Source organism: Micromonospora sp. MH99 (assembly GCF_021442385.1).
Lineage (GTDB): Bacteria > Actinomycetota > Actinomycetes > Mycobacteriales > Micromonosporaceae > Micromonospora.
On the sequence record NZ_MUZA01000007.1, the window covers coordinates 69,469 to 86,156 of the forward strand.

The window sequence follows — 16,688 nt, forward strand, 5'->3', positions numbered from 1 at the left end:
GTGAACCGGGGGACGCGGGTCAGTCGGCCTCGACGAGGCCGCGGACGTAGGCGGCCTGCCCGGCGTGTTGCAGGTCGTCGTCGGCGATGCTGACCAGCCGCACGCCGAGAGTGACCGGCGGGTCCCACGACTCGTCGACGACGCGGTCCAGGTCCGCCGGGCGCAGCCCGGCCAGGAACGTTCCGGTACGCGCCGCAACCGCCCCGTAGTAGTCGATCAGCGCCTGGGCGCTCTCCGGCCGCACCTCCGCCACCTGCGCGGGCGTGTGGTCGTAGCCGGTGTTGTGCGGGTCGGCGGCGAGCCCGAACCGCCCCGCCCAGTCCCCGCTCTCCCAGATCTGCTCGGCGTCGAGCAGGTCGGCGACGTGGTGGTCCTGGACGCGGGTCAGGTGCCAGACCAGCCACCCGACCGGGTTGGCGCCCTTGCCGGGCGCCCGGCGCAGCTGCTCCGGGGAGAGGCCGTCCACCGCCGCGCGGACGAGGTCGGGCAGCCGGTCGTACGTCTCGGTCAGCAGGTCACTCACGTCCACTGGGCACGCCTCCTGGTCGGTTTCCGATCACGGTACCGCCGGACACCGACAGCCGGACCTCGGCCGCTACGGTGATCACGTGGTCGCGGCGCTGGAGCTGTATCTGGACCCGGATGCCACCCGGCGGATCCGGGTGCTGTGGGACGCGTTGGAGGCCGAGGGCGTGCAGAGCATGCGTTCGCTGCTGGAGCAGCGTCACCGCCCGCACGTCTCGCTCGCTGTCGCGCCCCGCTTCGATCCCGACCAGGTCGCGGAGGCGCTGCGCGGCACCGTCGTGGCGGCTCCCCTACGACTCGACTTCCAACACGCGGGGCAGTTCGTCGGGCGGGTGCTCTGGCTCGGCCCGGCGCCCACGCCGGAACTGCTGGCGCACCACCGGTTGGTGCACGGTCGGCTCGCCGCCGCCGGCATCACCCTGGTCGAGCACTACCAGCCCGGGCGCTGGGTGCCACACTGCACGCTGTCCATGCGGGTGCCGAACTCGCTGATGGCCGCCGCGGTGCGCCGCTGCCTGGAGGTACTGCCGCTGGCGGCGACAGTGGTCGGCGCGGCCCTCACCGACCACGCCCGCGGCATCGCCCACCCGCTGTCCTAGCCGTCCTGGCCGTCCTTGCCGTCGACGCTCCGGCGCGCGGACACCGTCGCCGCCACCGCTGCCGCGAGCGCGATGGATGCTCCGGCCACCAGCAGCAGGCGCGGACCCAGCGGGGCGAGCGCACCGGCCAGCCCGGTCCCGAGCGAGCCGGCGGCCACCTTCAGGGCCGCCGTCGACACGAACACCTGCGTCCGCACGGCGTCCGGCGCGTACGCCGACCGGGCGGCCAGGGTGGCCGCGAAGAGCGGCGCGGTCGCCGCCCCGGCCAGGGCGAACGCGACGACCGCGAGCCCGAAGCTGGGCACTGCCGCGCAGAGCCCGATCCCCACCGCGCCGAGCGCCGCCCACCGGACGGTGAGTCGTTCCGGGTCACCGGTCAGCGGAAACGCGGTGACCAGGAGCGCGCCGGCGAGGTTTCCACCGCCGTACGCGGCGGCCAGCAGCGCGCCGGAGACCGCCTCCCGGTCGAGGTCCGCCGCGAGCGCGACGGCGAGCACCGACACCGCTCCGCCGGTGAGCGCGGCGAGCGAGGTGACCCCGGTGACCCGGCGCAGCGGTCCGGGACCGAGCAGCGCCCGCAGCGCTCCGCGGGCGGCGGGCGTCGTCCGCTCCGGCCCCCGCCGGGCGGGTACGCGTGCCGGCAGCGTCCCCACCAGGGCTGCCGCGAGCAGGGTGGCGGCACCCAACCCGACCAGGGCCGGCCGAGGCCCGGCCAGGGCGGCGAGGGCAGCCACGGCGGCCGGACCGGCGCTGCCACCGACCCCGTACGTCACCGTGTCCCACCCCTGACCGCGACGTTGCGCGCGCTCGTCCGGGTCGAGCAGTCCGGCGAGCCGGCTGCTCAGTCCGCCGGTCAGCAGCGGCCCGCAGGCCCCGGCAACGACAAGCAACGCGGCCGGCACACCCACCGGCACCCGGCCGAGCAGCAGCGCGGCCGTCGAGACCGCTCCGGCGTACGTGACGAAGCCGGCCGCCAACCGGCCCCGGCCGTCCGGCGCCCGGTCCAGCCAGCGACCCATCAGGGGCCCGAGCAGGTGCGGCGCGGTCAGGCACGCGGCCAGCAGCCCGCCGAGCAGCGCCGGCCGGGCCGCCCCGACCTGCGACACGGTGGCCAGCAGCACCACGCCCACTGTCGCGCCGGCGTCCGCGCCACGGGCGAGCGTCGCGGCGACGAGGTAGCGGGGCAGGGCTCCACGTCCGGTGGTGACCTGCACGGCGGTGTCGAGGGATCCGCTCACCTGTACCTCGCTACCCACTCCGCCACTCGATGCACCATCGAGGCGAGATGTCCGGTTTGGCGGGCGACAGTCGGGAAACCGAAAACAGGGGGTGCGGATGTGGCCGGGCGTGGGATGGTTCGACGTGGATGCCGTACCCGTGGTGACCCGCGCGAGCGGGCCGCCCGGCCGGGGGCGCGGGCGCACACCGCGCCGCCCGCGGCGGCTTCGACGAGGAGAGGCAGGGCCCATGCAGGCTCAGCGCAGGCCACCGCGCACGGAGCGGAGCCAGACCAGCCACGACCGGACCGGCGGCGGGATGACCGGGGCGGCCACGCCCCTGACCATCTGGGCCGCCGCCGTGCTGCTCGGTCGCATCGGCGCCGGTGACGACGACAGCGAGGACGAGCGGCACATCCTGCGCGGCATCGAGTGAGCCCGGCGCCCCGTCGCTAGAGCCAGCCGCGCCGCTTGAAGACCAGGTAGAGGGTTCCGCAGACCAGCAGCATCAGCAGCAGCGCGAACAGGTAGCCGAAGCGCCAGTTCAGCTCCGGCATGTGGACGAAGTTCATGCCGTACACGGTGCCGATGAGCGTGGGAGCGAACAGGATCGCGGCCCACGAGGAGACCTTCTTCAGCTCCTCGTTCTGCGCGTAGCTGGCCGCGGTCAGGCTGCGCATCTCCTCGTTCTGCTGCTGTGAGACGAGGGTGGCGTTGACGGTGAGGATGTTCTGCAGCAGGTGCCGGAACCCGTCCACCCGCTCGACCACCTGGGTGAGGTGGTCGGTCACGTCACGCAGGTAGCGGAGCAGCTCCTCGTCCGTGCCGTAGCTGCCGGCGCCGGTGGCCAACGCGTCGAGCATGGTGAGCAGCGGCCGGGCGGCCCGCTGGAACTCGATGACCTCCCGACTGAGCCCGTAGATGCGCCGGCTGGCGTTCGGGTCACCCCCGAAGACCTGGGTCTCGATCTCGTCGATGTCGTTCTCCAACCCGGCGACCACCGGCGCGTACCCGTCGACGACCTGGTCGAGGATCGCGTACAGGACCGCCTCGGGCCCCTGGGCCAGCATCGGCGCGTCGGCCTCCATCCGCCGCCGCACCGCGGCCAGGTCGGGCACCTCGCCGTGGCGGACCGTCACCACGAAACCGGGCCCGATGAACAGGTGCAGCTCGGAGAACTCGACCTCCTCCCGCAGGTCGTCGTAGCGGGCGGCACGCAGCACCACGAACAGCGTGTGCCCGTACCGCTCCAGCTTGGGTCGCTGGTGGGCGTTGATCGCGTCCTCCACCGCCAGGTCGTGCAGGCGGAACTCGCGCGCCAGCGAGGAGATCTGGTCGATGTCGGGCCGGTACAACCCGATCCAGGCCATCGCGTCGTCCTGCTCCTGGAGGCAGGAGTACGTCTCGGCGAGGCCGGCCGGCGAGGCGAACCGGTGTCCCCGGATGTAGACCGCACTGTCCACCATGCCACCGGCGGGCGGGGGCGGTGCCGGCGGTGGCGGCACGCCGACGCGGGTCTCGTGCTCGTCGAGCTGACGGCCGAAGCCACCACCCGGGCGGAAGCGACGGCCGCCGACCATGACCCGCTCCTCCCCCGGTGGCATCCGATCCGGCGGCCTCCCGGCCCGACCGGGCGGTTCGGTGCGGGGCGCCGGAGGCGCTGCATCCCCTCTGCCCCCGGGCCGAAACCCTCCGACTCGCCGGCCGCACCCACCCCCACCGGGGACGGGCAGGTTCGGCGTACCCGGGGACGGGCGCGTGCGACCGGGCGGATACTCGCGGTGACCATGGGCGGAGGACGGGGGAAGCGCCGGTGCAGGGCGACAGGCGCGGTGGGCGGCTGCGCGGCTGGCTGCTCGACGGCGGTACGGAGCGGACCGCGCGACATCCCGGCCCGGGCGGGCGCCCGCCCGAGGATCGGCACCACCCGTGGTGGAAGGTGATGTGCCTGACCGGTGTCGACTACTTCTCGACGCTGGGCTACCAGCCGGGCATCGCGGCGCTGGCGGCCGGGGCGCTGTCGCCGGTGGCGACGCTGGTGCTGGTGCTGGTGACGCTGCTGGGCGCGCTGCCGGTGTACCGGCGGGTGGCTGTCGAGAGCCCGCACGGTGAGGGTTCGATCGCGATGCTCGTACGCCTGCTGAGCTACTGGCCGGGCAAGCTGTTCGTGCTGGTGCTGCTCGGTTTCGCGGCCACCGACTTCATCATCACCATCACCCTCTCGGCGGCGGACGCGACAGCCCACATCGACGAGAACCCGTTCTGGCCGAGCGGGCTCAAGGGACACGAGGTGCTCCTCACGCTGCTGCTGGTGGCACTGCTGGGCGCGGTGTTCCTCAAGGGATTCGGCGAGGCCATCGGGATCGCCGTCGTCCTGGTGGCGGTCTACCTGGGGCTGAACGCGGTGGTGATCGCCGACGCGCTGTGGCGGGTGGCGACCCACCCGAGCGCGGTCGGGGACTGGACGAACGCGCTGAGCACAGGGCACGGCGATCCCCTGCTGGTGGTCGGGTTGTCCCTGCTGGTGTTCCCGAAGCTCGCGTTGGGCCTGTCCGGTTTCGAGACCGGGGTGGCCGTGATGCCGCACATCCGGGGGGATCGCGCGGACTCGGAGGACCGGCCGTTGGGCCGGATCCGGGGAGCGCGGCGGCTGCTCACCACCGCCGCCGCGACGATGAGCGTCTTCCTGATCACCAGCAGCGTGACCACCACCGTGCTGATCCCGCCGGAGGCGTTCCAGCCGGGCGGGCCGGCGAACGGCCGGGCGTTGGCCTACCTGGCGCACCAGCACCTCGGCGGCGTGTTCGGCACCGTCTACGACCTGTCGACGATCGGGATCCTGTGGTTCGCGGGCGCGTCGGCGATGGCCGGGTTGCTCAATCTCGTACCCCGTTATCTGCCGCGCTACGGCATGGCCCCGACCTGGGCGCGGGCGGTCCGGCCGCTGGTGCTGGTCTTCACCACCGTGGCGTTCGTGATCACGGTGGTCTTCTCCGCGAGCGTGGACGCGCAGGGTGGCGCGTACGCCACCGGGGTCCTGGTGTTGATCACCTCGGCGGCGACGGCGGTGACCCTCGCGGCGCGACGACGGCGCCAGCGGGGGCGGACGTACGCCTTCGGGACCATCGCGTTGATCTTCGTCTACACCACTGTGGCGAACGTCGTGGAACGCCCCGACGGCGTCAAGATCGCCGCCTGTTTCATCGGCGGGATGATCCTGGTGTCGGTGCTGTCCCGGCTCATGCGGGCCTACGAGCTGCGCGTCGACCACGTCGAGCTGGACCCGGCCGCCGCCCGGATGATCGACGAGCGGGCCACCCGTCGGATCCGCCTCATCGCGCACGAGCCGGAGCGCCGCGACCCGGCCGAGTACCGCGCAAAGCTGGCACAGACCATGGCGGACAACGACTTCCCCGACGACAGCGACGTCATCTTCGTCGAGGTCCACGTCACCGACCCGTCGGACTTCGAGACCGAGCTGCCGGTGCGCGGCAGCGTGGCGCACGACAGCTACCCGGTGCTCAGCCTGACCGGCTCGTCGGTGCCCACCGCGCTCGCCGCCCTGCTGCTGGAGATCCGCGACCGGAGCCGGCGACGGCCACACATCTACTTCGAGTGGAGCGAGGGTGGCCCGGGTCGCAACCTCCTGCGCTACCTGGCGTTCGGGCAGGGCGCCATCGCCTCGGTCACCCGGGAGATCCTGCGTCGCCAGGAGCCCGACCCGCGCCGCCGACCGCACGTGCACGCCGGTTGACCTGCCGGTCGAACCGTCGCGGGCCGTGAGCGTGGTCATAACGGCTGGACGGTCCACCGGTCGGAGCTGCTAGCCTCGGCGCAGGTCATGAGTGCCAGCGCGAAGCCCCGGCTCGCTGGCCGGCAACCCTCCTCCGCGGTGGGGTGCCCCGGGTGAAGACCAGGCACCGGCAGGACGCCGGCGCAAGCGTGGCCTGGCACCCAGGTCAGCAACAGACCCGGGAGACCGTATGCGCATCATCCTCAGCCCCACGCCACCGGCCGGTCGGCTCACGCCGACCCTGACCCGGCGTCGCCACGTGGACCTGATGCGAATGCGCAGCGCGGCGTGTACCGCCGCCTGACGCGCTGACCCCTCCCCTCCCCGGGCGACCACGCCCACCCCACTCGACCCTCGCGTCGATCATGAAGATGTTGCCCGTCCGACCAGCGTGTCGGGGCAACAACTTCATGATCGACCGGGTCAACGCACCCTTTTGGAGACACCCGTGCGATCTTTTTCTGTCCTGAGCCGTGTGGTTGCCGTTGGGGCGGCCCTTCTGGTTGCCGGCGGGTTGACAGCCTGCGGTGGCGACGACTCGTCCGGCGCCGCCGGCAACCCGTACGGGCTGGCGCAAGCCGGCGTGCTGCGGGCCGGCACGCTCACCGACGCCCCGCCGAACGTGTACCTCAAGGACGGTAAGTTCACCGGCTTCGACAACGACCTGCTGACCGCAGTGGCCGGCAAGCTCGGCCTGACTGTCGAGTTCGTCGGAACCGACTTCTCCGCGCTGCTCTCCCAGGTCAACAACCACAAGTTCGACGTCGGCAGCTCCTCGATCACGATCACCGAGGCGCGGAAGAAGACAGTCGACTTCGGCAACGGCTACGACTTCGGCTACTTCGGGCTGGACGTGCCGGCCGGCTCGCCGATCACCGGGTTCGACCAGCTCGCCGGCAAGCGGGTAGTGGTGGTCCAGGGCACCGTCCAGGACGACTACGCCACCGGCAAGCAGCTCGACCCGGTGCGGGTGCCGGACTACAACGGCGCGATCAACCAGCTCAAGGCGGGCACCGCCGACGCGTGGATCGCCCCGGCGGAGATCGGCGAGAAGTCGGCCGCCGACAGCAAGGGAAAGATCACCGTGGCGGCCAAGCAGCTCAGCCCGGCGCCCACCGCGTACGCCGTGGCCAAGGGCAGCGACAAGCTGCGCGAGGCGCTCAACAAGGGCCTCGACGAGGTGATCGCCGACGGCACCTGGAGCCGGTTGCAGGCCCAGTACTACCCGGGCCGCCCCATCCCGGCGGACTTCACCCCGGGCAGCGGCACCGTGGCGGCGCCGTCCGCGTCCACGTCCGCCTCCGCCGTGCCGTCGGCGTCGGCGTCGGCTGCGTCCTGAACCGGTGACGAGCGAGCAGGGCGGTAGGAGAGGCGACCGATGGATCCGTTGAGCACCCTGTGGGAGACCTTCTTCGACGCCGACGCGATGCGCGAGGCGCTGCCCGAGATGCTGACCGTCGGGCTGCCCAACACGCTGCTCCTGGCGGCCTCCGCCGCCCTGCTCGGCACGGTGTTCGGACTGCTGCTGGCAGTGGCCGGCATCTCCCGCAGTCGGTGGCTGCGCTGGCCGGCGCGCGTCTACACCGACGTCTTCCGCGGGCTGCCGGCCGCGGCGACGATCCTGCTGATCGGCGTCGGGCTGGCGCCGCTCGGCATGCGGGTCTGGGGACCGGACCCGTACCCGCTGGGCGTCCTCGCGCTGTCGCTGATCGCGGCGGCGTACATCGGGGAGATCTTCCGCTCCGGCATCCAGTCGGTGGAGGCGGCCCAGTTGGAGGGCGCGCGGGCGCTCGGCTTCTCCTGGGCCGACGCGATGCGGCTGGTGATCATCCCGCAGGGCATCCGGCGGGTGCTGCCCGCCTGGGTCAACCAGCTCATCGCCCTGATCAAGGACTCCAGCCTGGTCTACTTCCTCGGCCTGGTGGCCAGCCAGCGGGAGCTGTTCCGCATCGGGCAGGACTACGCCGCCACCACCGGCAACGAGTCCGCGTTGCTGCTCGCCGGGCTCTTCTACCTGGCGTTGACCGTCCCGCTGACGCACGTCGTCAACTGGATCGACAGACGGCTGCGCAACGGCCGGCCGGCCACCGCACCCGCCGACGACGAGGACGACGACCTGGCGCTGGCCGGGGCCCCGGAAGGAGACCGGCGATGACCACCACCGCGACCACCACCTCGGTGAGCCTCCAGGCGCGCGACGTCCACCTGGCCTTCGGGCCGAACCGCGTGCTGCGGGGCGTCGACCTGAGCGTGCAGCGGGGTGGGACGGCCTGCGTGATCGGGCCGTCCGGGTCGGGCAAGTCCACTCTGCTGCGTACCCTCAACCGGCTCATCGAGCCCGACCGGGGCGACGTGCTGCTGGACGGGCGCAGCGTGCTGCGCGACGACCCGGACGCGCTGCGCCAGCGGGTCGGCCTGGTGTTCCAGCAGTTCAACCTCTTCCCGCACATGAGCGTGCTGCGCAACGTCACCCTGGCTCTGCGGCGGCTGCGCAAGCTCGGCGAGGACGAGGCGGTGGCGGTCGCCCGCGACCAGTTGGAGCTGGTGGGGCTCGCCGGCAAGGCCGATGCCCGGCCGGCGCAGCTCTCCGGTGGCCAGCAGCAGCGGGTGGCGATCGCCCGGGCGCTGGCGCTGCGGCCCGAGGTGATGCTCTTCGACGAGGCCACCTCGGCGCTCGACCCGGAACTGGTCAAGGGGGTGCTCGGGGTGATGACCGACCTGTCCTCCGCCGGAATGACCATGGTGGTGGTCACCCACGAGATGGGCTTCGCCCGGCACGTCGCCGACACCGTCGCCTTCATGGACCGGGGTGTGGTGCTGGAGGCCGGCCCGCCGGAGAGGATCTTCGAGGGGGCCGAGCATCCCCGGCTCCGCCGTTTCCTCGCCCAGGTGCTCTGAGCCGGCCGCTCAGCCGGCCTGGATGCGCAGGTGCAGCGCGAACGCCTTCAGGTCGCCGAGCAGCTCCAGGATGGCGTTGCGGTACGCGACCGACGCCCACAGGTGCAGCTCCTCGTCGTCCAGCCCGCCGAACGCCAGCGAGAGCGCCTTGCGTCGACGCCGGTCGAGCACCTTGTGCGGGCGGGCGAGCAGGTCGCCCTCCCGGCGCAGCGCCTGAAGGTAGGCGGCCACCGCCTCCTGGTAGTGCTGCCCGGCGACCCGCTCCAGCAGGGTGAACTCGAAGACGTTCAACGCCGCCTCGGAATCCCAGTACGCGGCGTCGCGCACCGGCGCGCTCGCGAAGTGCCGGCCCATGGCGTGCCGGGCCTCGTAGAGCAGCAGCACGCCCCGGCCGGTGGTGCTCAGCGGTCGGCGGGGCGACGGCAGTCGCAGCGTGCGTACCGGCGCCGCGGCGGTCAGGTCCACCGCGCCGGCGTACGCCGGCATGCGGTGCGTTCCCGGCGTCGGCTCCGGCAGCAGGCAGGCCCGCTCCTGGTAGGGCAGCTGACCACCGGTGGGCACGGCGCGCACCGTCGCGGCGTGCAGCTCGGCCAGGGGCCGGTCGTCCGGGGCCTGGCCCGGCGGCAGGGTGAGCACGAGACCGTTGACGCCGGGCACCGGCACGCCCAGCACGCAGGAGGTGCGCAGGAACGCCCAGGTCGCCGCCGCCTCGCGGATGCCGCTCGCCACCGCCTGCGCGTCGGCCCGCCAGTCCTGGGCGATCCGCAGCCGCTGCGCCAGGTCGGCGGTCGCGGCGTCGTCGTGCGGGTACAGCTCCCGGACGGCCCGGGGCAGCGACCCGAGGCGCAGCTCCAGCGGGTCGCCGGTGGGCCGGGGCACGGCGTGCCTCGGGCAGTCGGCGGCGGAGTGCGGGTCACCGTCGACCGCGTGGCAGTCGCCCAGCCAGCTCGCGCCGGGCGGGCCGGCCGGACGGGCGAACGCCAGGTGGGGCAGCCGGCCGGTGCGCAGCACCGTCTCGTACTGGGGGCCGGTGCGCGCGGCGCGCAGCACGTCGAGTGGCAGCATCGGCGCCAGCGCCACCACCGCATCGAGGACGACGCAGTGCGGGCAGGCGTCGCGCACCTGGTAGCGGCGGAGGTGGTCCACGCCGGGCTGCTCCCACTGGACCCCGATGACGGCGTCGTCCTGCGCCATCAGATAGAGGAACTGGGTGGCGACGCGTTCGCGGGTGACCGCCACCAGCTCGTCGAGGAACTCCCGCTCGGTGACCGTCCGCAGGTCGGCTTCGCTCCCTCCGGTGGTCATGGGCACCCCCTCGCGGGCCTAACGCATCGACGGACGCCGAACCGGTTTCCTACCGTACCCGCCGACGACGTGCCCGAACGTCTCGCACCCGGCGGGGGCGGTGTCACCAATCCGTCAGGCCGCCGGCGCCGGCCGGTGTCACTCGCTGGGCCCGCGCCCCAGCAGCCGGATCTCCTCGTTGTCCAGGGCGGCCTGGAGCTCCTGGAGCACCAGGTCGTCGATCTCCCGGTTGTCGCGCAGCCGGGTCAGCTCCCGCCGCTTGTGGGCGAGGACGCCGAGGCGCAGGCGCTGGTCCAGCCGGCGTTCCTCGGCGGTACGCCCACCGCTGTCGTTGAAGTCCTCCAAGTGCCGCTGGTACTCGGCCTGCAGCCGGCTCACCGTCTCCCCCTCGACGCCGATCTCGGCGGCGACCCGGGGCAGCGCGTCCAGGCCGGCCTGGGTGGCGCGCTGGCGGGCCTGCCGGGCCTCGTCGACGCGTTCGGGGTCGCCGGTCAGCCCCGCCCAGCGCACCACCAGCGGCAGGGTGGTGCCCTGCACGAGCATGATCAGGACGATGACCAGCGCGGTGACGAAGATGATCAGGTCGCGCTCGGCCACCGGTGTGCCGGCGGCCGTCATCGTCGGGACGGCCAGCGCGGCGGCGAGCGACACGGCGCCCCGGAAACCGGCCCAGCCGGCCACGGTCCCCACCCGCCAGTCGGACGCCGGCTGGTCGTGGTCCATCATCCGGCGGCGGCGCAGCTTCGCCGACTCGGCCGTCAGGTAGACGAACAGCAGCCGGGTGGCGACGACGACCGGGGTGACCACCAGCACGATCGCCAGGGCCCGGCCCGGCGAGGTGCTGGAGATGCCCCGCACCGCGCGGGGGATCTGCGTGCCGAGCAGCACGAACAGGCCACCGTTGATGAGGAACGTGGACAGGTCCCAGAACGCGTACGCCAGCACCCGGGACCGGGCGCGGATCACCCGTGGACCGGCGTACGCCAGCACCAGGCCGGCCACCACGACGGCCAGCACACCGCTGGCGTGCACCGAGTCGGCGAGCAGGAACGCCGCGAACGGCGTCAGCACGCTCAGCGCCCCCTCGCGCAGCGGGTCGTCGAGCCGCTTGCGGATCAGCACCACGACGGCGCCCACCAGCAGGCCGGCGACCACTCCACCGACGCCGGCCCCGACGAACTCCTCGCCGATGCCCAGCACCCCCGGCCTGTCGCTCTGGGTGAGCAGGCCGACGGCCACCGCGAAGATCACCAGGGCGCTGCCGTCGTTGATCAGGCTCTCCGCGTGCAGGGTGGTGAGCAGCTTGCGGGGCAGGCGCTTGGCCAGGCCGGTGACCGCGGCGGCGTCGGTCGGCGCGAGGACCGCGCCGAGCACCCAGGCGGCTGCGGGGTTCACGCCGAACGCCTGCGCGGTCAGGGACACCGTGACCATGGTGAGCACCACGAGCACCACGGCGAGCAGCCCGATCACCGGCAGGTTGGCCCGGATCTCGCGCAGGCTGATGGTGAGGCTCTCCCGGTAGAGGATCGCGGGCAGGAAGATCAGCAGCACCAGGTCCGGCTCCAGGGTCACCTCGGACAGCGGGGGCGCCAGCCCGAGCAGCACCCCGAACCCGATGAGCAGCACCGGTGGCGCCACCCGGTACCGGCCGCCGAGGGTGGTGCCGACCAGGACGGTGACGCCCAGCACCACGATCAGGACGAGCACCTGCACGGCGTACCCCCTCGATCCCCGGCCGACGACGAACGCCGGTTGTTCCATCTGATCGCACCCCGGTTGCCGGTTCCACAGGAACGGGCAAGTCGCCGGGCGCGGGGCACGCGCCCGGTCGGGTCAGCTCGGGTCGGCGGTACGGAGGCGCGCGGTGAGCAGGCGGGCGGTACGACGGTGTCCGGCGGCTTCCTCGTCGCGGCCGAGGGCGGTGGCCAGGTCGGCGAGGTGCCCGGCCACCGGGCCGACGGTGAGCACCCCGCTGCCGGCGGCCAGTTCGCCGGCCGCCGGGCCGAGCGCGGCGGCGACGCGCTCCATGGTGGGCCGGTCGCCGACGGCGAGGGCGGCCCGGGCGGTGAGGCACAGCCGTACCTCCCGCAGCAGGTCGTGCGGTCCGTCCGGGAGGGCCCGCAGGGCCGCTCGGGCGGCGTCGCGGTCCCCCTCGGCCGCGAGCAGCAGCGGGCGGACCCACGGCTCGTGCGGTCCCCAGTCCAGGCCCGCCCAGTCCTCGTCGTCCGGCCCGGGGATCGGCCGCTGACTCACCGGCCCGAAGGCCGGTTGGTCCTGGCCCGTTCGGCCCGCGCCCGTGGACGCCAGCGGGTCGGCGCTGACGGCGTCGGCCAGGCGCAGACCGAGCAGGGCGAGTGGCAGCAGTCCGTGGGCGAAGCCCGGCATGGCGTCGGCGGGGAGCCGTTCGGCTGCCGCCCGGTACGCGGTCGCCGCCGCCTCCCGGTCGCCGTCCAACGCCCGGCGCAGCGCGGCGTACCAGCCGGTGAAGACGCCGACCAGCGGCAGCTCGTACCGCTGGGCGAGGCGGTCGCCGGCGCGGGCGTGCTCGTCCGCGCCGGCCCGGTCGGCTCGCGCGCAGCACGACTGGACTCCGATGAGGTGACCCAGCACCTCGAAGGTCACCAACTGGCGCGCGGCGGCCACGTCGATTAGTTCCGCGCCGATCCGGGCCCGCTCGGCGGCCAGCCCGACGCGGTGGAACGTGTGCATGAACCGCGCGTTCAGCGCGAAGGCCAGCAACCCGGGGTCGGCGACGGTCCGGGCGATCCGTTCGGCCTCGGCGGCGGCCTGGCTGCCCCGCTCACCTGTGGTGCCGCGCAGCTCCAGCGCGAGCGTGCTCAGCAGCCGGCTGCGCTGCGCCGAGCCGGTGGGGCCGAGGCCGGTCAGGGCGTTCTCGGCGGCGCGGACGATCCGCGCCGAGAGCCTGTCGTCGTCGTTGCGGGTCCAGATGGCGGGCACGTCGAAACCGGCCAGCACCTCCGCCGTCAGCCGGGGGTCACCGACCGCCTCGGCGTCGGCGATCGCCTCGGCGCGGTGGCCGCGCGCCTCGGCCAACCGGCCCGTCACGGCCAGAGCCCGCCCCAGGCCCAGCACCGCGTTCAACCGTTCGCGCCGCTCGGTCCCCCCGGCCCGGTCGTACGCGTCGACGACCTGCGCCCACAGCCGGGCCGCCTCGTGCGGGTTGCCGTCGCGTTCGGCCTGCTCGGCGGCGGTCCGGGCGTAGCCCGCGGCCCGGTGGGCGGCGGCGGGGCCGCCGGCGCGCAGCAGGTGGTGGGCGATCGTTGCGGGGTCGACGGGCTGGCGCCGCTGCAACGCCTCGGCCACGGCGGCGTGCCAGGCCGCGCGACGCGCCGCGGACAGGTCCGCGTAGAGGGTGTCGCGGACGAGGATGTGGGTGAACCGTAGTCGCCCGTCGGGCTCCCGCTCGGTCAGGAACCCGGCCTGCAACGCGCGGTCCACGGCGTCCAGCAGCTCCGCCGGGTCGCCGGTCAGCGCGCCGAGCAGCGCGGGGTCGACGTCCCGGCCGAGCACCGCCGCCTGCCGCAGCACGGTGCGGGTCGGCGGGGGCAGCTGTGCGAGGCGGTGCCGGATGACGTCACGGACCCCGGGCGGCACCGCCGCCAGCGCCGCGCCGCCCGCACCGGCGTACAGCTGGGCCAGCTCGCGGACGAAGAACGGGTTGCCGCCGCTGCGGTGGTGGATCAGCCCGACGGTGGGCGGGTCCAGCTCCCGTGCGGCGAGGGTGCGGGCCAGCTCGCCGGTCGCCTCGGGAGACAGGCCGCCGAGATAGACGCGCACCGGTTCGAGCGCGGCGGCCCGGGCCAGGGCGGCGGTCAGCTCCGGGCTGATCTCGGTGGCCCGGTAGGTGCCCAGGACCAGCACCGGCCCGGCGGCCGGCTGCGGCCCGGTGAGCAGGGCGGTGAGCAGGTCCAGCGTGTCGCCGTCGGCGCGGTGCAGGTCGTCCAGGACCAGCAGGACGGGTCCTCGGCCGGCGGCGGCGGAGACCGCCGACGCCACCGCGCGGTGCCGACGGAACCGGGCCACAGCGGGGTCACCCGTGCCACCGGTCCCGGCCGTCCCGCCGCGGTCCAGCGGCTCACCCGACCCCGGCGGCTCACCAGCCCCGGTGAGCGCGTCGGTGATCTGGGTCCACGGCCAGGCGGCCGGGGCGCCCTCGTACTCGGGACTGCGGCCCCATGCCGTGCTCCAGCCCTGCGCGGCGAGCTGTCGGGTCAGCGCCTCGGCCACTGCGGTCTTGCCGGCGCCCGGCTCCCCACTGAGCAGGGCGAGCGTGGGCCGGCCGGACCGGGTGGCGACCTGGGCGGCGTGCCGCAGCCGCTCCAGCTCCACGTCCCGCCCGACGAACGGTCGGTGCGGCGCCGTTTTCGACCCACCGTCCCGGACGGGTCCGGCCCGGTCCGGGACGGCCACGGCGGGGGCTCGGGTCAGGTGTGGCGCCTGGGCCAGGATGTCGGCCTCCAGCCGGCGCAGCTCGGGCCCCGGGTCCAGACCCAGCTCAGCCACCAGGACGGCACGGGCCTCGCGCAGCGCGGCCAGCGCCTCGCCCTGGCGCCCGGCGCGGTACCGGGCCAGCGCGAGCAGCCGCCAGGCGTCCTCCCGCAGCGGATGGCTGGCGAGGTGGGCGGGCAGGTCGGCGGCGACCTCGTCCGGACGATCCAGCGCGAGCAGCGCCTCGGCCCGCCGCTCCACGGCGAGCATCCGCAGCTCGTTCAACCTGTTGGTCTCCGCGGCGGCCCAGAGTGCGCCCGCGGCGTCCGCGTACGCGGGGCCCCGCCACAGACCGAGCGCCGCGTCCAGCGCGGTCAGTGCCGGCGCGGGCAGGTCCCCGGTCAGCAGCCGTCCCGCCTCGCCGACGGCCGCCTCGAAGCGGTAGGCGTCCACCGATTCCGGGGCGGCCCGCAGCGCGTACCCCGGGGGTTCGGTGACCAGGAGGCGGGGTGGCTGCCGGGGTGGCCGGTCGGGCTCCAACGCCCGGCGCAGGTCGGCGACGAAGGTGCGGATCGCGCCCACCGCGCCGTCCGGTGGGACCTCCCACAGGTCGTCGACGAGGCGTTCCACCGGCACCATGCGGCCGTGGACGATCAGCAACCGGGCCAGCACCAGGCGCTGCCGGTGACCCCGCAGCGGGACCGGGCCGCCCGCGGTGGTGGCGGTCACCGGGCCGAGCACGCCGAAGGTCACCTCCACCGGTGGCGTCGGTTGCCTGGTCATGGCACCAATCTAGGCGGCCGTGCTGGCGCGCACTGATCCGGCGCTGACCGTCCGCTGATCACTGCCGGGCAGCCTCGATGACGTACGACGGCCACGGGCGTCCCGCCCGCCGGCCCCGCTCATCAGGAAGGTTTCCCGTGCAGCCGAGGATCAAGGGATTCGACTACCAGCGCGTCACCGTCGCCGACGGCGTGACGCTCACCGCCGCCGTGGGTGGTTCCGGGCCACCGATCGTGCTGTTGCACGGTTTCCCGCAGACCCACCTCATGTGGCGGCACGTGGCGGCCGACCTGGCCGCCGACCACACGGTCATCTGCCCCGACCTGCGTGGCTACGGCGACAGCGACAAGCCCGTGGACGACGACGGCACGGCGTACGCCAAGCGGACGATGGCCGCCGACGTCGTGGCGCTGGCCGGCGCGCTCGGTCATGGGCGCTTCGCCCTGGCCGGGCACGACCGGGGCGCCCTGGTCGCGTTCCGCGCCGGCCTGGACCACCCGGAGGCGATCAGCCAGCTCGCCCTGCTCGACGTGGTGCCCACCCTGGACACGTGGGACGTGCTGCACGGCGTCAGCGCCGCGGTCGCCTTCCACCTGTACCTCATGGCGCAGCCGCCGGGCCTGCCCGAGGAGCTGATCGGCGCCAGCTCGGACGCGTTCTTCGGTCACTTCCTCGACGTCTGGACCCGCGACCCGGACGCGCTGCCGGCCGAGGTGCGTGCGGCGTACCTGCGGGCGTCCCGCGACGCGGTCACCTCGATCGTCGCCGACTACCGGGCGTCGGCCGGCATCGATGTCGTTCACGACACGGCCGACCGGGCGGCCGGCAACCTGCTGCGGATGCCGGTGACGGTGCTCCAGCAGGACTGGGGCGCCGCGCTCGGCTACGACGCGGCGGGGGTGTGGCGGGCCTGGGCTCCGGACCTGGAGCACCAGACGGTCAGCTGCGGCCACTTCATGGCGGAGGAGGCGCCGGCGGTGGTGGTCCGGGCGCTGCGCGATCTGCTCCTGCGGTGATCCGCCGGAGCGGACGACCATCTTACCGACGGTAAGATATCCGACACTCTACGTCCCGACCGTGCGGGGTCGCCGGCATTCCGGCGGCCCCTCGCGCGGAGGC

General features: G+C 74.1%; 13 protein-coding genes and 1 riboswitch. Of the genes, 7 read left to right on the forward strand and 6 right to left on the reverse strand.

The features are described 5' to 3' along the window. Positions 1–19: 19 nt before the first annotated feature. A complete protein-coding gene (locus B0E54_RS05900) occupies positions 20–529 on the reverse strand; it encodes a DUF664 domain-containing protein (RefSeq protein ID WP_234582231.1) in 510 nt (169 codons plus the stop codon). A 79-nt stretch (positions 530–608) separates the two neighbouring features. Between B0E54_RS05900 and B0E54_RS05905 the strand changes: the two genes are divergently transcribed. Next, a complete protein-coding gene (locus B0E54_RS05905; protein ID WP_234582232.1) occupies positions 609–1,124 on the forward strand; it encodes a 2'-5' RNA ligase family protein in 516 nt (171 codons plus the stop codon). On the opposite strand, the gene B0E54_RS05910 is transcribed toward B0E54_RS05905, so the two are convergent. Next, positions 1,121–2,362: an MFS transporter gene (locus tag B0E54_RS05910; RefSeq protein ID WP_234582233.1), complete on the reverse strand. Its 1,242-nt coding sequence runs from the start codon at positions 2,360–2,362 to the stop codon at positions 1,121–1,123. The genes B0E54_RS05905 and B0E54_RS05910 overlap by 4 nt on opposite strands. A gap of 229 nt (positions 2,363–2,591) precedes the next feature. Between B0E54_RS05910 and B0E54_RS05915 the strand changes: the two genes are divergently transcribed. Further along, entirely contained in the window at positions 2,592–2,777 is a 186-nt protein-coding gene (locus B0E54_RS05915) for a hypothetical protein (RefSeq protein WP_007457747.1), read from the forward strand. A 16-nt stretch (positions 2,778–2,793) separates the two neighbouring features. Here B0E54_RS05915 and corA read toward each other — a convergent pair whose 3' ends face one another. Next, complete coding sequence (gene corA, locus B0E54_RS05920) at positions 2,794–3,921, reverse strand: magnesium/cobalt transporter CorA (RefSeq protein ID WP_234582234.1); 1,128 nt, start codon at positions 3,919–3,921, stop codon at positions 2,794–2,796. A gap of 233 nt (positions 3,922–4,154) precedes the next feature. On the opposite strand from corA, the gene B0E54_RS05925 reads away from it, so the two are divergent. From B0E54_RS05925 to B0E54_RS05940, 4 genes are all read left to right on the forward strand, one after another. Then, positions 4,155–6,095: an amino acid transporter gene (locus B0E54_RS05925; RefSeq protein WP_234582235.1), complete on the forward strand. Its 1,941-nt coding sequence runs from the start codon at positions 4,155–4,157 to the stop codon at positions 6,093–6,095. A gap of 83 nt (positions 6,096–6,178) precedes the next feature. After that, a riboswitch (SAM riboswitch) is annotated at positions 6,179–6,290 on the forward strand. A gap of 319 nt (positions 6,291–6,609) precedes the next feature. Next, positions 6,610–7,473 carry an ABC transporter substrate-binding protein gene (locus B0E54_RS05930; protein ID WP_234582236.1) on the forward strand — a complete coding sequence of 288 codons (864 nt, stop codon included), beginning with the start codon at positions 6,610–6,612 and terminating at the stop codon, positions 7,471–7,473. Positions 7,474–7,512: 39 nt separating this feature from the next. Further along, the gene (locus tag B0E54_RS05935; RefSeq protein ID WP_234582237.1) at positions 7,513–8,289 is read left to right on the forward strand and encodes an amino acid ABC transporter permease; all 777 of its coding nucleotides are present in this window, start codon (positions 7,513–7,515) and stop codon (positions 8,287–8,289) included. After that, a complete protein-coding gene (locus tag B0E54_RS05940; protein WP_234582238.1) occupies positions 8,286–9,032 on the forward strand; it encodes an amino acid ABC transporter ATP-binding protein in 747 nt (248 codons plus the stop codon). Before B0E54_RS05935 ends, B0E54_RS05940 begins: the two co-directional genes overlap by 4 nt. Positions 9,033–9,041: 9 nt before the next feature. Here B0E54_RS05940 and B0E54_RS05945 read toward each other — a convergent pair whose 3' ends face one another. The 3 genes from B0E54_RS05945 to B0E54_RS05955 all read right to left on the reverse strand — a co-directional run bounded on the left by B0E54_RS05945 (position 9,042) and on the right by B0E54_RS05955 (position 15,569). Beyond that, complete coding sequence (locus B0E54_RS05945) at positions 9,042–10,337, reverse strand: hypothetical protein (RefSeq protein ID WP_234582239.1); 1,296 nt, start codon at positions 10,335–10,337, stop codon at positions 9,042–9,044. Positions 10,338–10,475: 138 nt separating this feature from the next. Further along, complete coding sequence (locus B0E54_RS05950) at positions 10,476–12,098, reverse strand: Na+/H+ antiporter (protein ID WP_234582240.1); 1,623 nt, start codon at positions 12,096–12,098, stop codon at positions 10,476–10,478. A gap of 72 nt (positions 12,099–12,170) precedes the next feature. After that, positions 12,171–15,569 carry a BTAD domain-containing putative transcriptional regulator gene (locus B0E54_RS05955; protein WP_305076118.1) on the reverse strand — a complete coding sequence of 1,133 codons (3,399 nt, stop codon included), beginning with the start codon at positions 15,567–15,569 and terminating at the stop codon, positions 12,171–12,173. A gap of 137 nt (positions 15,570–15,706) precedes the next feature. Between B0E54_RS05955 and B0E54_RS05965 the strand changes: the two genes are divergently transcribed. Next, a complete protein-coding gene (locus tag B0E54_RS05965; RefSeq protein WP_234582241.1) occupies positions 15,707–16,585 on the forward strand; it encodes an alpha/beta fold hydrolase in 879 nt (292 codons plus the stop codon). The last annotated feature ends 103 nt before the right edge of the window (positions 16,586–16,688 follow it).